Annotated in this window: 25 protein-coding genes; 6 read left to right on the top strand and 19 right to left on the bottom strand. The window is 30.8% G+C overall.

Features of this window, described 5'->3' with window-relative positions:
- Positions 1-139: 139 nt before the first annotated feature.
- From C8C83_RS01055 to C8C83_RS01030, 6 genes are all read right to left on the bottom strand, one after another.
- On the bottom strand, positions 140-1,219 hold the full coding sequence (locus C8C83_RS01055; RefSeq protein WP_121326043.1) for an acyltransferase: 1,080 nt from the start codon (positions 1,217-1,219) through the stop codon (positions 140-142).
- A gap of 126 nt (positions 1,220-1,345) precedes the next feature.
- Positions 1,346-2,575 carry a hypothetical protein gene (locus C8C83_RS01050; protein ID WP_121326042.1) on the bottom strand — a complete coding sequence of 410 codons (1,230 nt, stop codon included), beginning with the start codon at positions 2,573-2,575 and terminating at the stop codon, positions 1,346-1,348.
- A gap of 5 nt (positions 2,576-2,580) precedes the next feature.
- Entirely contained in the window at positions 2,581-3,501 is a 921-nt protein-coding gene (locus tag C8C83_RS01045) for a hypothetical protein (RefSeq protein ID WP_121326041.1), read from the bottom strand.
- Between the two features lie 11 nt (positions 3,502-3,512).
- The gene (locus C8C83_RS01040; protein WP_121326040.1) at positions 3,513-4,541 is read right to left on the bottom strand and encodes a hypothetical protein; all 1,029 of its coding nucleotides are present in this window, start codon (positions 4,539-4,541) and stop codon (positions 3,513-3,515) included.
- 449 nt (positions 4,542-4,990) lie between these two features.
- The gene (locus tag C8C83_RS01035) at positions 4,991-5,419 is read right to left on the bottom strand and encodes a hypothetical protein (RefSeq protein ID WP_121326038.1); all 429 of its coding nucleotides are present in this window, start codon (positions 5,417-5,419) and stop codon (positions 4,991-4,993) included.
- Positions 5,416-5,877 (bottom strand): hypothetical protein, encoded by a 462-nt coding sequence (locus C8C83_RS01030; protein ID WP_132011622.1) that lies wholly within the window; start codon positions 5,875-5,877, stop codon positions 5,416-5,418. The genes C8C83_RS01035 and C8C83_RS01030 overlap by 4 nt, the downstream gene beginning before the upstream one ends.
- 240 nt (positions 5,878-6,117) lie before the next feature.
- Here C8C83_RS01030 and C8C83_RS01025 point away from each other — a divergent pair, with 240 nt between their 5' ends.
- A complete protein-coding gene (locus C8C83_RS01025) occupies positions 6,118-6,909 on the top strand; it encodes a DUF5995 family protein (protein WP_121326036.1) in 792 nt (263 codons plus the stop codon).
- Between the two features lie 39 nt (positions 6,910-6,948).
- Here C8C83_RS01025 and C8C83_RS01020 read toward each other — a convergent pair whose 3' ends face one another.
- The 3 genes from C8C83_RS01020 to C8C83_RS01010 form a co-directional block, all read right to left on the bottom strand.
- Positions 6,949-7,452, bottom strand: a complete 504-nt coding sequence (locus C8C83_RS01020; RefSeq protein WP_121326035.1) for a hypothetical protein — start codon at positions 7,450-7,452, stop codon at positions 6,949-6,951.
- Positions 7,453-7,490: 38 nt separating this feature from the next.
- Positions 7,491-8,051 carry a YdcF family protein gene (locus C8C83_RS01015; RefSeq protein ID WP_121326034.1) on the bottom strand — a complete coding sequence of 187 codons (561 nt, stop codon included), beginning with the start codon at positions 8,049-8,051 and terminating at the stop codon, positions 7,491-7,493.
- 82 nt (positions 8,052-8,133) lie between these two features.
- On the bottom strand, positions 8,134-8,643 hold the full coding sequence (locus C8C83_RS01010) for a hypothetical protein (protein ID WP_121326033.1): 510 nt from the start codon (positions 8,641-8,643) through the stop codon (positions 8,134-8,136).
- Between the two features lie 209 nt (positions 8,644-8,852).
- On the opposite strand from C8C83_RS01010, the gene C8C83_RS01005 reads away from it, so the two are divergent.
- The gene (locus C8C83_RS01005) at positions 8,853-9,194 is read left to right on the top strand and encodes a hypothetical protein (RefSeq protein ID WP_121326032.1); all 342 of its coding nucleotides are present in this window, start codon (positions 8,853-8,855) and stop codon (positions 9,192-9,194) included.
- 35 nt (positions 9,195-9,229) lie between these two features.
- On the opposite strand, the gene C8C83_RS01000 is transcribed toward C8C83_RS01005, so the two are convergent.
- The 5 genes from C8C83_RS01000 to C8C83_RS00980 form a co-directional block, all read right to left on the bottom strand.
- Positions 9,230-10,006, bottom strand: coding sequence for a hypothetical protein (locus tag C8C83_RS01000; protein ID WP_121326031.1), 777 nt, complete (start codon positions 10,004-10,006; stop codon positions 9,230-9,232).
- 115 nt (positions 10,007-10,121) lie between these two features.
- The gene (locus C8C83_RS00995) at positions 10,122-10,958 is read right to left on the bottom strand and encodes a DoxX family membrane protein (protein WP_121326030.1); all 837 of its coding nucleotides are present in this window, start codon (positions 10,956-10,958) and stop codon (positions 10,122-10,124) included.
- Positions 10,959-11,080: 122 nt separating this feature from the next.
- On the bottom strand, positions 11,081-11,620 hold the full coding sequence (locus C8C83_RS00990) for a hypothetical protein (RefSeq protein WP_121326029.1): 540 nt from the start codon (positions 11,618-11,620) through the stop codon (positions 11,081-11,083).
- 219 nt (positions 11,621-11,839) lie between these two features.
- Positions 11,840-13,531: an ATP-binding protein gene (locus tag C8C83_RS00985; protein WP_121326028.1), complete on the bottom strand. Its 1,692-nt coding sequence runs from the start codon at positions 13,529-13,531 to the stop codon at positions 11,840-11,842.
- Positions 13,532-13,666: 135 nt separating this feature from the next.
- A complete protein-coding gene (locus C8C83_RS00980; RefSeq protein ID WP_121326027.1) occupies positions 13,667-14,683 on the bottom strand; it encodes an FRG domain-containing protein in 1,017 nt (338 codons plus the stop codon).
- Positions 14,684-15,101: 418 nt separating this feature from the next.
- On the opposite strand from C8C83_RS00980, the gene C8C83_RS00975 reads away from it, so the two are divergent.
- The 4 genes from C8C83_RS00975 (at position 15,102) to C8C83_RS00960 (ending at position 18,815) form a co-directional block, all read left to right on the top strand.
- Positions 15,102-15,290 carry a type II toxin-antitoxin system HicA family toxin gene (locus C8C83_RS00975; RefSeq protein ID WP_055098392.1) on the top strand — a complete coding sequence of 63 codons (189 nt, stop codon included), beginning with the start codon at positions 15,102-15,104 and terminating at the stop codon, positions 15,288-15,290.
- 33 nt (positions 15,291-15,323) lie between these two features.
- On the top strand, positions 15,324-15,734 hold the full coding sequence (locus C8C83_RS00970; RefSeq protein WP_121326026.1) for a type II toxin-antitoxin system HicB family antitoxin: 411 nt from the start codon (positions 15,324-15,326) through the stop codon (positions 15,732-15,734).
- A gap of 294 nt (positions 15,735-16,028) precedes the next feature.
- A complete protein-coding gene (gene prfA, locus C8C83_RS00965) occupies positions 16,029-17,105 on the top strand; it encodes a peptide chain release factor 1 (RefSeq protein ID WP_026981929.1) in 1,077 nt (358 codons plus the stop codon).
- A 378-nt stretch (positions 17,106-17,483) separates the two neighbouring features.
- On the top strand, positions 17,484-18,815 hold the full coding sequence (locus tag C8C83_RS00960) for a DUF5723 family protein (RefSeq protein WP_132011621.1): 1,332 nt from the start codon (positions 17,484-17,486) through the stop codon (positions 18,813-18,815).
- A 616-nt stretch (positions 18,816-19,431) separates the two neighbouring features.
- Here C8C83_RS00960 and C8C83_RS00955 read toward each other — a convergent pair.
- The 5 genes from C8C83_RS00955 to C8C83_RS00935 are packed head-to-tail and all read right to left on the bottom strand — an operon-like array spanning position 19,432 to position 21,382.
- On the bottom strand, positions 19,432-19,776 hold the full coding sequence (locus tag C8C83_RS00955) for a hypothetical protein (protein ID WP_099711408.1): 345 nt from the start codon (positions 19,774-19,776) through the stop codon (positions 19,432-19,434).
- Between the two features lie 24 nt (positions 19,777-19,800).
- Positions 19,801-20,181 carry a hypothetical protein gene (locus C8C83_RS00950; RefSeq protein WP_121326025.1) on the bottom strand — a complete coding sequence of 127 codons (381 nt, stop codon included), beginning with the start codon at positions 20,179-20,181 and terminating at the stop codon, positions 19,801-19,803.
- 34 nt (positions 20,182-20,215) lie between these two features.
- Positions 20,216-20,500, bottom strand: coding sequence for a YtxH domain-containing protein (locus C8C83_RS00945; protein WP_121326024.1), 285 nt, complete (start codon positions 20,498-20,500; stop codon positions 20,216-20,218).
- A gap of 50 nt (positions 20,501-20,550) precedes the next feature.
- Positions 20,551-20,703 carry a lmo0937 family membrane protein gene (locus C8C83_RS00940; protein WP_121326023.1) on the bottom strand — a complete coding sequence of 51 codons (153 nt, stop codon included), beginning with the start codon at positions 20,701-20,703 and terminating at the stop codon, positions 20,551-20,553.
- A gap of 37 nt (positions 20,704-20,740) precedes the next feature.
- Positions 20,741-21,382 (bottom strand): porin family protein, encoded by a 642-nt coding sequence (locus C8C83_RS00935; protein WP_121326022.1) that lies wholly within the window; start codon positions 21,380-21,382, stop codon positions 20,741-20,743.
- Positions 21,383-21,394: the final 12 nt, after the last annotated feature.

The raw sequence follows: 21,394 nt of genomic DNA, 5'->3' as shown, positions 1-21,394 counted from the left end.
AGATTACAACAGATATACGAAGAAAAGAACATGAAATCTGCTCAATCTGCCAAATCTGCGAGAAAAAAACTGGGCGTCTTTGCTTACAATTTTCGTTACTAGGGTAAAAAAAACTTTGCGACTCCGCGCCTTTGCGAGATTAAACCTTCTTTCTTTTATCCGTCAAATACTTTCGAACAGGAGTATCATAAAAAATCATGGTTAAGTAGGCGATTCCCACAAGAAGAATTGTTCCAATAATAACAATGAAAGTTAATTGACTAGTATCTGGTTTATACTTGGCGTAATAGTTGGCAAATATCCACATTACGGCATAATGCGTCATGTATAATGGATAAGAAATTTGCCCGAAGAAGACGCATATTTTTTTGAATCCTGGCGCCAAAGTTGCTCCGGCTCCTAATACAATCAACAGTGGAAAATAGACTATAACAACTAAAGGTTCTGTTAGCCAATTCCAATCAGAAAAAGGCATGACAAACGTTGCAAGAAGTAATATAGATAATCCGATGAAACTCAGTTTTGATTTGATAATCCAATTGGAGCGATAAATGAGCATTCCTGCCAAAAACGAATACGAAATACGCGCACAGCCATCCCAAAAGGTTTCTCCGCTCCATCCGCCCATTAAGGAACCGCCAGCACGATGACTGACAAAACAAATTCCGATAGCGGCAAAAATGGTTAACAAAAAGAGCGAACGGCGACTTAGTTTATAAAGAAAAAGTGCATAAAGAATATTCGCAATATATTCCCAAAACAAAGACCAACCGGGCGCATTTAAACCAAATATGTTGAAATATCGATCTGCCATTATCGGAAACGGAATCAGAAAAATCGAAGCCAGAAAAATCAAAATCACTTTACCGGTTTGATAACTTTCAGGATTACCGCCAAAAGGGTCAAAAAGAAAAGCCAGTAAACCTAATACAGAACCAAAAACAACCAAAGGATGCAATCTGATCAATCTTAATTTGAAAAAATCAGTAAGTTTCATTTTATCAATACGATCATGATACGCATAAGCAATCACAAATCCGGAAAGGCAAAAGAAAAAGTCAACAGCGAGAAAACCATGTGCAATAAAATTTTCGCTTGGCGGATGAACGATTTCCATAAAATGAAAAATTACAATTGCCACGGCGGCTATTCCTCTTAATCCATCAAGGATTTCAAAATGTTGTTTTGGTTTTAGGGTTTCGATTTGGGGTTTTGTCATATTTGTTATGGGTGCATTTCAATAGCGCTAGGCTTATACTTGTAAATATTGTTTATTAATAAAAATCGATAATTCAAATTTACAAAAGACTTTGATTTAATACGTCTATTAAGATTGCTATTATTTTCATTTCGGTAAATCAAATATTTCCGGGAAAAATTGATAGTAAAGAAATGTCAAAATCCATAAAAGAAAAAATAAAACCGAAAGAAATTCGAAAATTTTAAATGTCTTCTCCTTTCTGTTTTTTTCTCTTTTTTGGAAACCGAAATTTGGTGCCGAATAATCAGAATTTACTTGATGGTTGCTGATTAGATTAGTTTTTGATTGAATATTATTTAAGCTATTCAGATATTGAGGCTGTGTATTTTGATTCACAAAATTTATAAATTCACGTTTATTTTCATTGTGAAACAGTTTTACTTCTTCAATTTTTTTATCTGAATTGATATAATTTATAGCCTCTTTTATCTTTTTTGAAAACTCATAATATTTATTTTCAAGAATTTGGATCTGTTTTTTAGACTCTTCAATTTTTCTACTGTTTTCATTATGTAATCTTGAATTTTGCTCAATACTGTCTTTAAGATTTTTAATAGATGTTTTTTTGTTTTCTTCAAGTTCAGTTATTTCTTTTTCGAAATCATTTAATAATAATTGCAGTCGTTTCTTTTTTTCTTCTCTCAAGATTTGAATTTCATTGTCAAATCCTGTTTCGTCGGTTGTTTTATAAAGACCTTTGCTATGAGTGAATTTTGCAATTTCTTCATTATCGGTAAAGAAAATAGTATCAAAACTGTTTAATAATTCTAATGATTTTTTAAAATTATGCTGCAATTTACTTGAATCCAGAGGAGAATAAACAACCAAATTAGAATTTGATAAATTGAAGTTCGAAGGTTCATCAAAACCTTTAAGATTAAAACTAAGCTTGTCGAAATCCTGCGGAATATCTGCAGAAAAATTATCAGAATGATTCACCATTATCGTTTTATCAGCAACGTTTTTACTAACTAATATGGAGTGAAATTCGTTTAGTTTAGTAATCGTAAGATTTTCTTCGGCAATTTCAGATGTAAAAAGAATACTGGCGCCAATAAAAGTACCGCCACGATCAGAATTTTGTTCTTTAGCAAAAGAATATTTAGAATAAGCAATTGAATTTAATCCGCTGGCGACTTCTTTGCGAATAGCATATATTGTACTGTTTTCGACTAATTTAATTGCATTTGTATTTAAGTCGAATGTTCTGATTGATTTTGCTACATTTTGATTTCCAACTTTAAAAAAAGATTGTCTAAAACCGTATGGATTTCCAAATGTCCCAAATGCTACCAAATATATATTTTGTGCCATATCGTTTAAAAGCTAAATTTTAATCGTTCCCAAAATGTTCCTTCATAATCTAACGGATAACCCACCACGCTTTCGTAGAGCCAATTAGATAATACTTCGGCAGGATCTAAATTTAAAAGCGTTATTCTTTCTCCGTCTCCATTGTTTTCGATGTTGCCAATGGTAAAATATGTTTTATTTAATTCATACGAATTTATCCTGTTGTTTGTTCGGGGTAAACGTTCGTTAATAAAATTTTCTAATTCCTCTTCATTAGAAACATCTGTTCTACCGGATTTATCCCATTTAGAAACTACTAAAATCACATTTATAGATTTTAGATTTTTTCCTTTTCTTTCGAGTTCATCCAGAAATTCATTTATCAATGTATCTTCTAAATGCGCCATATCAAAGCTGGTAACAATTATAAATGTCAGCGGAATATTGGCATTCAAATACGCTTCGATACTACTATGATAGGTTCCGCCTCGACTAATATCTTTGTGATTTTCTCCGGAAGTTTCCAGAAAAGTCAGGTTAATAGGAGGGACTTTTTTAGATTTATTATTGGGTTCAAATATCAAATCTAATCTGGTTACCTGATCGCGTGTTGTTCTGTTTGGTAAAATACCTTGTCTGATATTTTCAAAAAAATCAGTCAGTAAAACCTGTGCTTCTTTTGAATTTGGAGTTCCTAATTTTGGACGTAAAACCCCGGCTTGTGAACTTAAATAATAAAGAATCGAGGAAAGAATAACAGATTTACCGGATTCTCCAACACCAAAAAAGAAAACAAAATTGCTGTCTTTATTTTTTATGTCATTTGTACCGGCGTTTGCCAAAGGAACAAAAGTAGATTTCGGTTCATTTTTGGTGTCAAAAGAAATAGGTTTTAAATTGTCATCATCAAAAGACAAAGGCTTTAAAGTGTTGTTTTCGTTAGTCATCTTAAGTAATTTTAGTTTTTTGCAATTAATACTTTACCATTTCTTTTATTTCCGGTGAACACGCTTGAATTACTGCTGCTTCCATTATTTGGTGTAACCAGTAATACAATAATGACGATAACAAAATCTAATAAAACGCAACCCATTAATACAACAAATTGATACATTCCAAAGTTTTTAATCGCGTGGTCAAAAGCAAATCCGATTTTTCCAACGTCTTGTGTTTTTGAAATTTCAGGTGTAAATTTAAATTTATCATCTCCTAAAACAGTATGAGCACGATTACCTAGCTTATTATATTCGGTCAATGATTCGTCGATTAATCCCTGAGAGATATCATCTTTTTCTTTTTTAGAAAGCAGTAACAAATCCTGAATCTTCTTGTTCCATTTTAAAACAGCATTGTTAATATCCGTTTTTAAAGCCTTTTCTTCAGGAGAAAGATCAGAAATCATATTATCAATTTGGCGTCCCATTCTTTCTGCCAAATCATCGTAGTCGTTACGAACAGGCGTAAGAAAATCAACTTTTTGACCCGTTAATTGTTCGATATCTCTTATTAGCGATTGTGCTCTGGTTCCCATTCCTTTATTTCCCGGATCTTTTATCTGCTCCATCATTTGTTTTTTCTTAATTTCAATATTTTGTGCAGTTGCGCCGTTATATTTATAACTTAATTTCGATTGAACATCAGATTCCAGATTATTAAAACGTTCGTTTATATCCCTTAATTCTGTCGTATAAATGTCAGTTCGCATAAATCTTGTGTACAAAGCATTAAAATTTGCCATAAAGCAAAATGAGGCAATAAAAATATAGATACCGACAAGGCTTGAAGTAGAACGCCCTTCTATTTTTGCAACTCTTAGCATCCAGACTAAAAACAACAATAAAAGAGATAAAACCAAAGCAATTATAAACGATGCAGGACCAAAAATTTGGTCTAGCCCAAGCCAGGTTTGGTAAAAACTTACGCTAATTAATAATATGGCAAGTACTGCCAAAAAGAGATCTGTTGCCTGAATTGATTTTTTACTCATTGTAGTTAATTTTAGAATTAATTATTTGGTCGTAATTAGGTTTTGTCGGTTTGAAAAGATTTTCTTCAACCGGATATTATTTAGAGGTAAACTATTTTGGTAAATATTTATCTCAAAAAAAAACTTCAATACTAAAAGTGGCTTGAAATATTTATTCAAAACTAACTTCTTCTAATTCAGTTATTTTACGGAAATCCGTAATTACGCTTTATTGAGAAAAATTTTACAATGCTCAAAAAAAGGTGTTTTTACTTTCGATGCAGTACATGATACGGTTTGTGTAGCGAAGAAAAATATGGAGATTATTTTTAGTAATTTCTATTGCAGTATTTATATAAAAATTAAAAAAATAGGAGAGGATTAAAAAAAAATGCGCAAATGTCTTTTGGACTTTTGCGCATTTTATGGTTTTATAAAACGGTTTTCAGGCTAATGTAATTATTAGATTTTTATACTTTAAAAACATCAATTCTTTGCATCCAGGGAATTCCTGATTCCAGAAACGTAAGTCTTGTTTTAACGATTTGATCTGTTTTGTCACGAGGATTTTTGGTTACAAATCGCGCCGTAGATTTATTAAAATCCAAAGTATATTTTTCGTCAAAGTCTGCTTTTTTATCTGTCGAAAAAGTGATCATATTGTATTTTCCAGCCCATTTTCCTTTTCCGTATTTGTTTACTTCAGGAGGAACTCCGCCTTGCATTTTTGTGTACGAATGAAAAATGAATGTTCCGTCTTGATTTAAGGTCAATTTATATTCGATGATATGTTTCCCTTCTTCACTAAGTGAACGTGTATAATCGCCAGCAAAATTGTTGGTTTGTGCGGATAATGCTAAGTTGAAAATAAAAAGTAATGCAGCAAGTATTAGTTTCATGGGTTCGTTTTTTTGGTTTGTTTTTTATTGTAGTAAGGAAAAACCCAAAGGTCGTATCCGTCAGGCACGTATGTTGGACATTTTTCTATTTTGCAAATTTGAAAGGAACGAATTACATCTTCATAAGGAGTTTTTTTATCAAATTTTAAATGAATGCCTTTATTAGGATCTTCTTCGGATATTATTTTTCTTATTTTTAATTGAAAAAGGTTTAAAATTTTATCATCATATTTTTTATTTCCAATAAGTTTTAATGAAACAATAGATTTTCTTTTGACATATTCTTCTAAAGTAATACCTGTCTTTTTTTCAAAGTCTTTATCTCGATACATAATCTGAGTAGCGTCTTCTGCGAATGTGTTGGTTTTTAACATCCATAAAAAACACGCTGAAATGAAAATGACAAGAAATACACTGTAAAAATAAAACGGTTTTATCTTCATTATTTTGGTTTTCATTACTTCAAAAAAAAATAGATTAAAAGCTTTTTCAAAAGTAATTCGTTTGAATTCAAATACCTTACGTAAAACCGTAAACAATGTCTTGAAATTGATTATCTCTCATAAATATTTATATTAATCCGTTTTTGTACCAAAAAAGAGGAAAAAAATAATAAGATAATTACCTCATAAAAATGCATTTTAAAAGATAAAAATAATTATATTCGTTCTGTTTAATTTAATTATAATTCCCTATAAATGAATATAAAGCAAGCAAATACGATAGACGAAGTAATTTTATTGTTGGATGAAATAATACAAAAGTCAAAACTGGAACAAAGTAATATAGGTTTATTTACAACACTATATCGCGAAGTTACGGTAAAAGTGAAAGAAGGAATTCAGGCTGGTTCTTTTCAAAATGGGGAACGAATGGAGAAATTGGACGTTATTTTTGCTAATAGATATCTAAAAGCATATTACCAATATAAAGCCAAAGAAAAACCATCAGAATGTTGGGGATTTGCCTTTGAACAAGCCGAAAAATTCTGGCCAATAGTACTTCAGCATTTATTGCTTGGAATTAATGCGCATGTGAATCTTGATTTAGGAATTGCTTCGGCTCAAGTTAGTACAGTAGAAGATATTGAGAGTTTAAAACACGACTTTGATCAAATAAATACGATTCTGAGTAATCTGGTTGGCGACGTCGAAAAATGTCTAATCAAAATTTGGCCAACGCTAACAATGATTCTAAAATGGACAGGCAAAATCGACACTTTCTTTATTGATTTTAGCATGCAAACGGCAAGAGACGGCGCATGGAAATTTGCCAACGAATTTGTAGCCGTTCCGGAAGATCAAAGAGAAGCCTGCACAAAACTTAGAGACGAAAGAATAACAGAAATCGCCCGATTAGTCTCGAATCCGGGATATTTTGTGAGTGCCGTTTTCAAATTTATTCGCTTATTTGAAAGAGGAACTATTGCTCAAAAAATAATTGATATGCAGATCGCTGAACAAAATAATGTTGAATGTGCGGTTGCTTAATTTTCGAAAAAAACCTCTTTCAATTTTAGTATTTTTAGATTATCCAACTATGCCAAACTCAATATCCTCAATTAATGAACCCCAAAAATAGGCGTTATCATTTTTTAATAAATCCGGATCAATTTCTAATAATTCTGTTTCTAAAAATTTAGCGTATTTTTTAAAATTATAATCCTCCCTATAATCGCCAAAATGTTTATTAGGAATAACATTTTTCCACAAATGATCATAAGTATATAGTTGCAGAACCAGATGTTTGAGAGATTTTGCTAAGAAACAATTAAGATTGTTTTTTGTAATATTTCGTGATTCTAAATTAAGAATAATATTATTTTCCGAATGGGTTTTTCCAATTACAATTTCTGATGGAGATAATAAAGAAATATCATTTGTAAAATGAAAATCTAAAATATTGTTTGGTAAACCAATCTCCGAAATAATTACAATTTCTTCTTTGGTTAATGTCTCGTTGAGAATAAAATTAAGATCTCTTTTTATTAAATTAGAATCAAAATAGTTTAATATTTGGTTTTCAAATATCATGTTGAAATTTTATTTTAATGGATTAAAAAGTATCGTTTTTATTGTGTGTAGTAACCCACAAATTCTCTTAGTAAAGAATATACATCTTTGATTTCAAAGTAATTTGGACTTACGCCATTAACATTTTGAAAGCCATGTTTTTTAAATAGCATTTTTGTTCTCGTGATATGAAAGTATTGCGATACTACTATTATGCTTTCAAAGTGTAAACTATCTCGTAATTTAGCAACATTATCTGCCGTTGCGCGTGTATTGTTTCCTAAATTGTCGACAATTATTGCAGTTTCAGGAACTTTATTGGTCACTAAAAAATCTTTCATTTTGTCTCCTTCATAAAAACCTTCTTTGCCAAAACCGCCACTTACAATTATTCTTTTTACACGCTTATTTAGATATAAATTTAACCCACATTCTAAACGCTTTTCAAGACGTTCAGATAATGTTCCGTCTTCGTTTACCTTACTGCCCAGAATAACGGCAACATCTGCACCTTTTCCGTTATCATGCAAACCGTCAATTGTTATAAATATAGTGTGAGCTATAAACCACATTAAAAATATAATAGGAAGATATTTAAATACTTGTTTCCAGTTTTTCATAGAATGATTTTACAAATCTTTAATTAAATCGACTCAATTCTTTTTTAAAGATTGAGGGAAATGCTAGTATTTGATTGGATATTTATTGATTATTTAGATTTGTATTTTTCGTAATAAATTCTGTTGCCAATTTTACTTTCTCAAGTTTAGTCAAAGTCAAAATCTTTTTTTGATAAGTTTTTTTTTCGTCTGTCATAAATATATTAAAACAGTTTACAGAATGATTTAAATCAGGCTCCCAATTATGAAGTTCTTTAATATTGTATGAATAGGCATAATTCGTTGAAAGTTTTCCATTAGTTATAAAAAGTTGTTGAAAATCAGAAATCTCAATTAGTTTTTTGGTTAAAGTAAATCCAAACAAAGAAACAATTTTATAAAGTTTTTGATTTTCTATTGACAAACCTTTCTTCGTAAATAAAATAGAGATAAATATTAGATTCAAAAGAAATAAAATTATTTCAATAAGATAATAAGATTTAAAGTCAACAGAGTTTAACATTCCAAGAAAGAACATTCCGGAAATAAATGTCAAAATAATCAAATTTTGAAATTGTCTAAAGTCTAAATTTCGTTCTAAAATAATTTTCATTTTATAAATTTTGATTAAATCGCCTGGATTTATTTTTAAAGATTGAGCGATTTTAAAATATTTATTTATGACGAATATAAAGTTAAAAATTCGAACTCTAATTATTTTTTTGATGCGTTCAGTTTTCGGTTACATACAACCGATTGTATACAATCACTTAAAAGTGAATTATTACTGGTAATTTCGTTTTGATAAAAAAAAAGGAAATCATGGAAATACAACATACAAAAGAAGTCACAGAATTTTTAGAATCCATGAATAGAATTAATAAATTCAAAAAACTAAAACAAGAAAATATCGGTGATAATTCGTTTAGCGTGAAGCTAAAAGTATCTTGTTATAATGAACTTAATTTAATGGTTTCAAGTCTTCTAAAAGCAAGTATTATTTTACTTAACGATGACGCCCGAAGTCAGGCAAGTTTTCCATTTAATGAAGCCGATAATAATGTAATGAATTTACTTGAAATTGCTTTGCAGCTTTTACCAGAAGAAGAAATGGAGTTATTGGATGATTTACATAAGGTTTATTTGAAGTCTAATGCTAAATAAATTTTGTTGTGGCTGCGTGAGGGAAGGTAATACCGTTATAAGGATCGCGTTAGAATTATTTTATTTTGGCTCAAACTATTAATCAGGAATCTATGACCGTAAACGAATTCTTCTCCGTTTTTATTATCGTCGCCATTCATTATTAAAAATTTATTTCCATTAAGAACATCAATTCTATAGTCATAATAAATACTTTTTCCATTTTTATGAATTATCATTTTTTTGTCTTTAATGAATTCAATATATTCAGAAGATGGATTTGTATTTAGTTTTTCGACAATGTATTCAGATTTATTGCTTACATCATTTAGTAATACGTTAGCTTTCCAATTTCCTATTAGTAAATTAGATATTTCATTATTTAAAATCTGTTTTTTCTTTTCAAGATCTTGGAGATAATTGCCAAAGATTTGCTGTTTAATATCAAAAAATGAATAAACTTTCCAGTCACATTCATATATTTTTACAACTTTATTATCCACAAAAATAGAATAATACTGCACATCTGAGCTTGAATTTATTTCGTCGCATTTATTTTTAAATTTTTCGCTTAATTCTAGAAATGAATTCAAAGTTTTAATATCGGCGCTTGTCAATATAATTTCTGAAGGCAATAATTTATCGGCATTAGGTCGAGTTATTTTACCATAAACTTTATTGTCATGGATTTCGAAACTCATTTCTTCCCTACTGTGACTTTCATCGCCGTGAGTATATTTTATTTGTAAAGTGTTAGTAAATCCAGGTTTCGTTTGGCAACTAACAAAAAGTGACGAAAAGCTAATAATTATTAAAGCTAGTATTTTTTTCATGTTTATTTAATTCAGATACTTTCTGAAGTCTTTCGGTTTTGTACAGATTGTTATTTGTTTATATTTTTATTAAAATGAGCTTAAAGTAAAGAGAATTCTCAAATAATTGCAACTTTTAAGAAGGAATATTTTGAATAACGGAGTTTGTTTTACGATCATTTGTTAATGCGATTACTAATGCAATACCACAGAAAAGCAACGCAACAAATGCACGAACAATTTCGTTTCCGCCACCTGCTGATGGATTTGCAATGGCATCAGGAATATGAAAGAATAGAAAAAACAATAAAAGCGTAAGTGCTAAAAGAAGTGCAATTGGTTTTATAAGTATTTTGAAAATAATTGAAATGCCGGCAATGACAAGGGCAACTCCAAAAAAATAAGTCCAAAACATTGGCGCTGGCAACCATTTTGGTACCATTGTAGCGATAAAGCTGGCAAAAGCAAAATGACTCAATCCAAATAATATCATCAGAATCGAATAAAAAACTCGCCCACACGGAATGAGTTTTTCTAAGAATGATGTGAAATTCTTTTCGCTTCCAGCAGAAATGTTCTCTGTAAATGATCCCGCCATAACAAATGCTCCGCCACTATAAGTTAATTCTTCGAGAGCATTTATCCAAACCTGAAAATCCGGAGTTTTATCTGCGCTAAGCATTATAATATAAGGCAAATGAGAAATGATAATTGCAGCAAGAAAACCAAAACCTAAATAAAGACATACTTTTTTTGTGTCTATAGCTTTAATTTTAAATAATCCCGAAATAATAACTCCGACAAATATCAAAGCTATTCCGGTAAGAATAGGGAAGATAACATTATCATGAGCCCAAACCGGAAATGGAGATAAGATCTCTGAACGAAAATTTTTGATAATAATTTGATGAATCCCCAAAGCAACAACACCGATACCATAAAAGACACGGCCAATTTTAATAAGTTTTTCCATTAGTGGTTTAGTTAGAAAAAATGATTAAATAATAGATTTTGGTAACTATCAAATATATAAATTAATTCAGAAAATACTTGTTTAAGGTTTTGGTTTTTATGGGTTATTTATTTTAATTATTTTCATTCATAATAAGATTCGTTAAGACTAATTATAAATCCATTTCCTAGCCCGAAAGGTCTCTTTTTATCTTCAATAGAATTACCTACACTATTATTAGCTCCCATACTTACTATATTTCCATTTGAGGTTATCGTTATCCAACCAGCTTTTTGATACTTTTCGAATTCTTGTAAAGTTTGAGGATGTAAAATTACAGCTACTTGTGGTGTCACTCCTACTTCAATCATAAAAGGGATTTCTATTCCTAAGGCTTCGCCTATTAATAGTGAGAAATTTGCTTTAGTTGGTTCTTTTAATTCTGAATCTAAGTATTGTAAAACTTTGACTAAATCGGTATTTGTGGATTCAATCCATTCTACTAATTTGTCATTAAAATTATGTTGTTCTTTTTCTCCCCAAAGATTGCCACTAGCAGCAAAAACTCCTCCTACATATGGGATTGCACCTAATGAATTAAGAATAAATCGAGCTGCTTGTTTTCCTCCTGGTTTGTTCAGTAATTCTGTTAATTGAGTAATCAGACTTTCTTTTTCTTTCATAAATAATTTTAAGTTAAAATCAGTTCATACATTTTTTTGGGTAAATTCAATAATTTTGATTGTTGATAGAAATTTTATTCATTCTAAAATATATAAATTTAGGCTAAAAAATCTGTCGTGTAAAGTCTTATGACTTCGTAACTTTTTCAATATTTTTTTAATCTGTTTAGTTTATCGTTCTAGCTACGAAATAGAGAGACTTCGTGGAGTTAGAGTAATTTATTCCTCAACTTTTTCGTAACAATTATTACAAATTTTTTGTTTTATATACGCTAAATGATTTATGTCAATTGTTTTAGAGCATTTTGGGCATTTTATTCCTTGACCAGTTTCTAAATTAAATTTTTCAAAAAAATCATCTTCAATTGAAAGAGATCTTGCTTCTCTAATATCTTCAATAGTGTTTAAATTAGATATTAATTCAGAATAATCAGTATTTAAGGTTGTTTTATTAATATCTAAACTAGTATAACTTCCATAGTCAATTGAATAAACATCATATGTCTTATTGGGTATATGTCTATGTGAAATACTTTTTTGTCTAAGATGTAATACACGTAAATCCACCAATTTTTTGATATATTTATTTTCAGAATATTTTTGAGGTAAAAGAAAATGAGTTTTCTTTTTTGTCAAGATTACTTGATTTACTAATTCTTCAAATAAATGCCTTGTAGTTTTGTCTTTATCGATTTCTTCTTTTTTATCTGAAGTATACCATTCTGTAGTTGAGTTTCTAATGTTTTTTAAAACAATACGTTGTGAGTTATTGTTTCTATTGTTATAAGAGAGAATAAATAAATTTATGAAATCTCGTGGAATACCAGCTGATGCAATCAAAATTTCAGCTAATGCTTGATTTGCGAAAAAGTAATTAATAAATTTTGTTTCATCAACATTGATAAATATGGTAGGATCGATTTGTTTCAAATGATTCACTAAAATTTCTGTATAAAAATTTTTTGTACCAATTTTATCAGTTTCGTAGATATATCGGTTATCAAGTGTTATTGGAAATACATCTCCACCTTCTTCAAGGCCAATTTTTACATCGTTATAAATTGTTTCTCTAAATTTTGAACGATATGGAATTGCAGCAAATTTAAAAGTATAATTTGAGCTAATAAAGACTCTTTTAATTAGTTCAGCGAGATAAGGTTGTAGATCTAATGGTATTTCTGACCATTCATCAAGTAAAAAAACAATTTGAGTATCATTTAACTGATTTGATAATTCTTCTAATAATTTAGATATTTCATTAAAAGATAAATATTGTACATTAGTTACAGTGAATGTGTCTTTCCCTTCCTTTTTTCCTTCAACATTTATCTCAGGGCTTTGACTGAATTTTAAGCTACCAGAAATATTTTTTATTTCTTCTTTATTGAATTCTATAGATCCTAATCGCTTAAATTCTCGGCCATTGAATTCAATATTTAATTGCCCTAAAATCAATTTTAATTTTTCAATTCTTGATTTTTCAAAAGTACTAAAACTACCATATTCTGCGATATCGTAAATGTATTTTAGGTTATCAATTACAACTTCAATTAATTCGTTTATAAGGGCCTGAAAAATTAAAATTGCTGATTCAATATTTACTGTACTTGTACTCGTAAATAAAGGCAAGTATTTTCTCAAATCTATATAAACTGGAAATCTTTTGCCTGAACCATTAGAATTTTTTATGAAAATTAAATTTTGGAACGCTAAAAGTAAATGAGTTTTACCAGTTCCTCTTCTTCCGTAAATTATTTGGTTATTATTGTTATTTAATCTTTCTATTATGGATTTATCCGCATAAATATTTAATAAGTCATCAATATCACTACGCTCAGTTCTTATATTGTTGGATAACTTATTTATTGCATTTTTAACACTATGTGAATTTATATATTCTATTTCGTTCATTTATTCTTTTTTTTCTTAATCGGTGTACTATTACCCCAAAAGTTCTTATGCTGCAAATGGTTTGGTACTAAATTAAGTTCATTATTCGAATTTACCAAATCCAGAGTAATAGATTAGATGTTAATTGTAGTTTTTTCACACTAAGCCATTCAACGTTGTTTCTTTTATTTTTTTCGCTTCATCATTTAAGTTAGGATAAATGAAACTCTTGTTGATTTTAAATCTGACATCAATTTTTCTTCTTAAATATTCGGCAAGATCTTTATGGATATTAAAACAATCAAAAGGCGTCAATGCTAAATTCCAACCGTTTTTGTTCAAATCTGTATTAAAAATGTCTTCAAGTGTTTTTTGACTAAATGGATTGAAAATGAAAAGACCTTCTTGTGGAATGATATTTTGATTATAAATTGAGGTAAGAGGTTTTTTAGTTCGAATCATTAAATTCCCATAAGGTTTTGTTTCTCCTGATGATTCTCCTTTTCTTTCAAAGTCTGAAATATAGAAAATTCCATTTGATTTTGGATTTCCATTATTATCTCCAAAGTCTTTGAATGAATTAATTTCAGGATAGAGCTCTTTGGGTATAAAGTCAATAATGTTTAGTAATTCTTTTTTGTATTTCCTTTTGTTGATGCGATACACAGAAAAGTAATTATCAATTTGTTCCTTTGGTTCTTCTTTCTTTCTAAGTCCATCTGTTGCAAAAAAGAAAGCTACATTATTATTATATGACCAGTCCATCAATGGTGTTGGCGCACCATAATGTTGAAGTAAACTTAAAATAGGAAACTCTCGGTCGCTTCTTGAATAGTTATATAGGTCAAAAACTTTTTTAATTAGTATGTTTCCGTTTGCTTTGTTAACCAAATCGCTAATAAATTCCACATAATTTTTGTTTGCCCATTGTTGCATTTCGTTGGTAATCCAAAGCCTTTGTGATGAGGTCAAAAGTTTATATTTTGCTTCCGTCATTCCTCTATAAATCCAAGCAGTTGCATCAATTTCGGTTTCTTTTTTCTCCTCATCTTGAACATCTTTGAACCATTTGTCTAAAGCTATTTTGGTGTCAATTACAAAACTTTCTTTGTCCCCATTACTGAAAAACTTTCTTTTTTCTTCAAGATTGTTGTATATTGGTAATTCTGCCATTTATCATTTTTGTTATAGGTGATTTTTTGAACTAGTGAATCGGTGAATTGTTTTTTTGCTAAAAAGGATTATATATTAATTTCAAGTTATATCTAGAAAGATTATTTCTGGAACCAGTTGTTTGAATTATTTTTATAAATCATATTCACTAATTGAGTTTTTATAAAAACAAACATCGTCTTTAATTTAAATTAATCAACACGTAAAAACACCTGATTTTTGCTAAAATTAAATCCATTTAGTTGAATGATTTTACGGAAATCCATAAATACCTAAATTAATTTAATATATAACATTTTTGTTATATAACAAAAATGTTATATATTTGTCTGATCTGAAAAAAAAAGAGATCTAAAAACATTTAAATACCACAAATAGGAAAGACGACAGACGTATTTGTTAATTTAAATTAAAGCAGATGGCTTCAGTAAATGAGTTGTTGAAACTTCTCAAGAAAGATGGTTGGTTTCTTTATAAAAATGGTGCAAACCATGATTTGTATCGGCATGCAACAAAACAGAATCAACTTACGATCCCGAGACATGGGAGTAAAGAAATGGCAAATGGCACTTTAAATAGTATTTTGAAAGCAGCAGGACTTAAATAATTCTCTAGCTTTTACAATTTAATTCAAACGAATATGAATACAGAAAAAAGGGTAATTTCGGTTATTATTGAAAAAACTTCTACAGGTTTTTCGGCTTATGCAAAAGAAATTGATGGATTGGCTACAGTAGGAAATAATATATCTGAGATAAAAGCAAATTTTAACGAAGTCCTTCAATATCATGTAGAATATCTACAGGAAAAAGGCGAAAAGGTTACAATTGCTGATTTCGATATTAGTTATCAGGTAGATTTAGAACAGGTTTTTGATTATTTTAGTGTAATCAACAAGTCAGCTTTTGCAGAACACTATGCAGGAATAAATCAAAGTTTATTCCGCCAATACACTAAAGGTTTGGCAACTTTGTCAAGTGACAAAATGTTACAGATTTCTAAAGGATTACACAAATTAGCAGATGAGTTAAGTGATCTGACTTTGGTTTAAGTTATAATTTGTTAAGTTGTTTTTGGAGGTATAAGCCAATTAAAAAACCGAAAAGCCCTAGCCCTGATAGAAGCGGTATCCTTTTTCTGGCTCCTTTAGCCAGGAAAAGATACAAGTGCATAGCAGGAAACAACTCCAAAAAAGACACAACGAATAGACAGTCCCGATAATTATCGGGATCCAAAAAACAATCATAATTCTTCTAAAAATTAGGCTTAAAAAACTCAAAAGGTTATTGATAGAATTTTAAACAAAAATTTCGTAATTTTGCACTCCAATAAAAGGAATTAGAAAATGTTAGATAGACTTCAAATAGTAAAACAACGTTTTGACGAGATTTCGGATTTGATTATCCAGCCGGATGTTATTTCTGATCAGAAACGTTATGTGCAATTGAATCAAGAGTACAAAAACTTGAAAGCATTGGCTGAAAAGCGTGATGAATATGTGCTTTTGATGGCTAATATAGATGAGGCAAACGAAATTATTGCTGACGGAAGTGATGCAGATATGACCGAAATGGCCAAAATGCAACTTGATGAAGCAAAAGAAAGATTGCCGGAACTTGAGGAAGAAATCAAGTTTATGTTGATCCCTAAAGATCCTGAAGATGCTAAAAACGTGATGGTCGAGATTCGTGCCGGAACGGGTGGAGATGAAGCTAGTATTTTTGCTGGAGATTTATTTAGAATGTATACTAAATATTGTGAGAATCAGGGTTGGAGAACTTCGGTTGTTGATATGAACGAAGGAACTTCCGGAGGTTTCAAAGAGGTTATTTTTGAAGTTTCGGGAGAAGATGTTTACGGAACTTTGAAGTTTGAAGCTGGTGTTCACCGTGTACAACGTGTTCCTCAGACTGAAACGCAAGGTCGTGTGCATACATCTGCAGCTACTGTTATGGTTTTGCCGGAAGCAGAAGAGTTTGATGTACAAATTGATATGAACGATGTTCGTGTTGATTTCTTCTGTTCATCAGGACCTGGAGGACAATCTGTAAATACGACGAAATCTGCTGTACGTTTAACGCACATTCCAACAGGATTGGTGGCGCAATGTCAGGATCAGAAATCGCAACATAAAAATAAAGATAAAGCGTTGAACGTTTTACGTTCTCGTTTGTATGAACAAGAATTGGCTAAGAAAGAAGCTGAAGATGCTACAAAACGTACTTCTCAGGTGAGTTCTGGAGACAGATCAGCTAAGATTCGTACTTACAACTATGCACAAGGTCGTGTGACAGATCACAGAGTTGGTTTGACACTTTACGATTTAGGAAATATCATGAATGGTGACATTCAGAAAATTGTTGCCGAGTTACAATTGGTTAACAATATGGAGAAATTGAAAGAAGCTTCAGAGGTTTTTTAATCTGAGGTTCTGAGGGACTAAGGTTCTGAGGTGCTAAGGTTTCTTAGAAGGATAAAATATTAAAGTCGAACTTAGGTTCGGCTTTTTTTTGTTTTTGGATGTAGGATATTTTGACTTTTTTGTATGAAATGAGATTTTTGAAATAAAATTTGATTCTAGATTTAAGGCGATGAAAAACTGATGATTTCATGCTTTTGTTTAAGGGAAATACTATATAATATTCCTTTAAAGTAAGATTTATAATAAGCTCAGATACTCAGTAGCTTAGTAACTTAGAACCTAAAAAAAACTCGCAGCTAATCAAAGATTAGCTGCGAGTTTTTTTTTTGAATTTTTTGTTAAATATTTGCTTCACCAACCAATCAATAGAAATAATTTATGAAGAAAATTTTACTATTATGCTGCTTCTTAGGAAGCATTTTTTATGCCGACGCACAATCTTATTTTGGATTCAGAGATGATAATTACGCCGGAATTCAGAGTGTACTATTTAATCCTTCTGCTGTTGTAGATTCTAAGTACAAAGCTGATGTTACTGTTTTTTCGGCAAGTGCAACGGGACAAAATGATTTGTATGGAGTTAATCTTCCGGAAGTATTAGGCGGAGGTTATGATTTTGATAAATCGGCAAGTAAAAATATTAAGAATAATAATAGAGGTAATTTTAATGTCGATATTCTGGGGCCATCCTTTATGTTGAATATTGCAGATCAACATAGTATTGCGATTTTTTCGAGAGTGCGAAGTATTAGTAATCTTGTCAATATAAACGGGGAACTTTTTGATGCGGCAAATAAAGACACTGATGTTTCGAAAAGTTTTTTAATAACAGGTGGAAATCCTAATGTGGTTACTAATTCCTGGGCAGAGATTGGAGCGAGTTATGGTACAGTATTTTTGGATGAAGAAGACCATTTTATCAAAGGCGGTATTACGGTTAAATATTTAATGGCGGGAACAAATGGTTATATCAACGGAAGTAATCTGAGTGTTGCTTTTACTAAAAATGATGCCGATCCGTCTTTGAGTGAATATAACTCGACGGGAACTTTGAGAACGGCAGCGAGTTATAATTATGAAAACGGAAATGATCCTAAATTCAATACTGCTTTTGGTGGAGTAGGACTTGATCTTGGTTTTACATATGAATATCGTACCAATTGTCATACTTGCAGAGGAAATAGGTATAAGTTTAAAGCGGCTGCTTCGGTGACGGATATAGGGAAACTTAACTATAAAAATATTACTGAGAATACTTATAATCTAACGGGAAAAGTTACACAGGCAGATCTTGATAATGCAGATAATATCTTTGATTTTTTTAATTCAAATTACACAAAAATCGCAACTAGAAAAGGTATCAAAGCCAATCTGCCAACTACTTTGCACACCAACTTTGACTGGAATATTGATCAGCGTTTTTATCTGAATTTAAGCGGTGATTTTGGCTTGATTGATGCTGAGAAAATGAACGGAACTGCAATTGCTAATTCGGTTACGTTTACGCCGAGATATGAAACCAGACAATTTAGTTTTTATGTACCAGTGACCTGGATGCAATATAGCGGAACTCAAATAGGAACCGGTTTTAGAGCTGGTCCATTGTTTGTAGGTTCGGGATCTTTAATTTCTAATTTGTTTGCAAACAATTCCAGAGCGTGTAATTTGTATGTTGGTTTAAAATTACCAATTTATCAAAATTATAATTAGAAGGTTCTGAGGTGCTAAGGTTCTGAGGTTCTAAGTTTTTTAGGCTCAAAGTTGCAAAGGTTCAAAGGGACAAAGGTTTGTGTAGAGATGCACAGCAGTGCATCTTTTCTAGAGATTTTAGGATTACAAAAAGGTTTGTTAGATAATTTCAATGAGAAAAACCATAGCCAGTGGTTTCAACCACTGGAACGCAATATATAAAAGAGAAGGTTCAAAGTTTCAGAGGAACACAGGTTTTGTAGAGATGCACAGCAGTGCATCTTAAATCTGGAGGTTTTAAAAAACAAAAGACCCTGTTTCACCAATGTGAAACAGGGTCTTTTTTGGCTCAGACAAAGTCTTGTTTTAAGTTTACAAAGAAAACCTTTGCGCCTTTGAACCTTTGCCTCTTTGAACCTCAATAAAATATATAGTGAAGGATATTAACTGTTTAACCGTTTGTCTACAAGAAACGTATAAAGCAAGTTAGATACCTAGAAATACTCGTGTAAATTCAAAACATTTATATAGATTAGAGTACATGTACACACCGTTCTTTAATACTATATCGGTTAGTTTCTTTTCCATAATACAATAAAATTAGTTTAGACAATTACTCTTTTGATGATTCGTGTTATTATGCTTCCTCTTTTGAGGATTCATGTGGTTTCGAAACTAAGTTGGTCACGACAAGCTGTAACAACGATCCGAAGATATTCTTGAATGTCGAAGTGCTTTTGCCAACCACAAATCTTTTTGCGAGATAACCAATTCCGATGCTGATCGCAGATTGTGCCAAATTGCTTTTAAAGCCCACAGTTTCGTTGATTTCCTCGACCGTGTTTCTGATGAGGTTTAGAGGTTTTAGATTGTCCTTGATCTCATCGATTTCGTCTTTAATAGCGCACCATTCGGCGTCTTGGCGGATTTCCAGTTGTTCGATCATCTGATTTAGTGAATCAATAGTATAAACAGTTTCCATAACAGTCTTTTTTAGTTTTATTAATTAGCTTAAATCAGTTTTAGTTTCTTTTTTAGTTTCTTTTAGAATACTGGTAATAATCATATTACCAATAGGAGTTTTAATCAGTTTGTGCTGCGTTTTGAGCATCACAATGGCAACAATTAAATAGAATAGCGCCATTATAAAAAAACCGTAATAATACTCACCAAGTTCTTTTCCAATCCATAAACTAATCCCAATATTCAGGAACAAGGTAAAAAATGCAACAACAGCGCCTACTGCGATCTTTGATGTCAATGTCGATAAAACATCGGCTGATGTTGATACCGTTTTGAGCTTAATTAATTCTAAACTCGTCTTGGTATAATTTTCTGCTTTCTCATAAAGATTTAAGTTCTCGTTTGTTGTTGCATTTGATTCCATGATAGAGGGTATTTATGGTTTAAAAAGTTCACTTTTAATAGTTCGACTTTACTGTTTTTGCTTCGTCTTTAATAGTGTTGAAGTCTTCTTTTGCCTGATTAAATTTTGCTTTTCCTTCCTCAAGGATATCTTTACCATTTGAAGTAATTGTACTTACAATTCCGTCAAATTTAGATTTTGCTTTATCTCCGTAATCTTTCGATTTATCTGAGATTTTTTTTCTTGTATTTGACCCTTTGTCCGGTGCAAATAAAACTCCTAAAAATGCTCCTGCAGCTGCAGCTCCTAAAATTCCTAAAATTGTGTTACTTGTTTTCATAATATTTGATTTTAATAGATTAATATATTTATATAATAGTTTGTTGATTTTTAAATTTCACGACCTTTGATCAGTCTGAATAGTACTGCAATGATTGCAATTACCAGAAGAATATGAATAATACTTCCCAGGCTATAAACAAAGAATCCTAAAGCCCACAGAATAACAAGTATTACTGCGATTGTATATAATAAATTAGACATGGTTTCTATCTTTATGGTTAATAATTAATTCTTGTTTTTAATTTAACTTATACGAAAGGTATAATGTCAAATTGCTGTTTTTTGCATCCGGAAAAGTATAGGTTGTTCCTGCAAAAGTTCTCTCTTTTCCAACGGTTGTTAATCCGTAATTGTAACGTAAACCAATACTTATTGGGTTAAAATCTACTCCAACACCTGCAGCTAAACCAGCATCAAACTTGTTCAGGTCTTCAGTGTCAATTTGTTGATCGAAAGTAACATCTCCGTCTCCTGTAACTTTAGAACTTACTAAGTAAGAAGCATAACCACCGGCATGAACGTTGAAGTTTTTAGTGATATTAACTCTTACCAATAAAGGAACTTCGATATAATTTAATTTGAATTTTGCATTTCCGCTTGCAAGAGCATTGTTGTAATCCAGTTCAGCACCTTTTGTAGTAAACAAAATCTCCGGCTGAATTGCTATAAAATCTGAAATAGGCAATGTGGCATAAACCCCGGCGTTGAAACCGTATAATACATTATTGTCATCAGCTTTACTTTGATAAAGGTTAGACATGTTGAATCCCCCTTTTACACCAAATTCGGTGTTAACATTGTTGTCCTGAGCGTGCAGCATTCCAAATGAAGCTGTTAAAAAAAGGGTTAAGGCGCATAAAAAATTTGAGTGCAATTTCATAGTTAAAAAATT

Source organism: Flavobacterium sp. 90, from assembly GCF_004339525.1.
GTDB lineage: Bacteria > Bacteroidota > Bacteroidia > Flavobacteriales > Flavobacteriaceae > Flavobacterium.
This window is presented reverse-complemented; position numbering and strand designations above follow the sequence as displayed.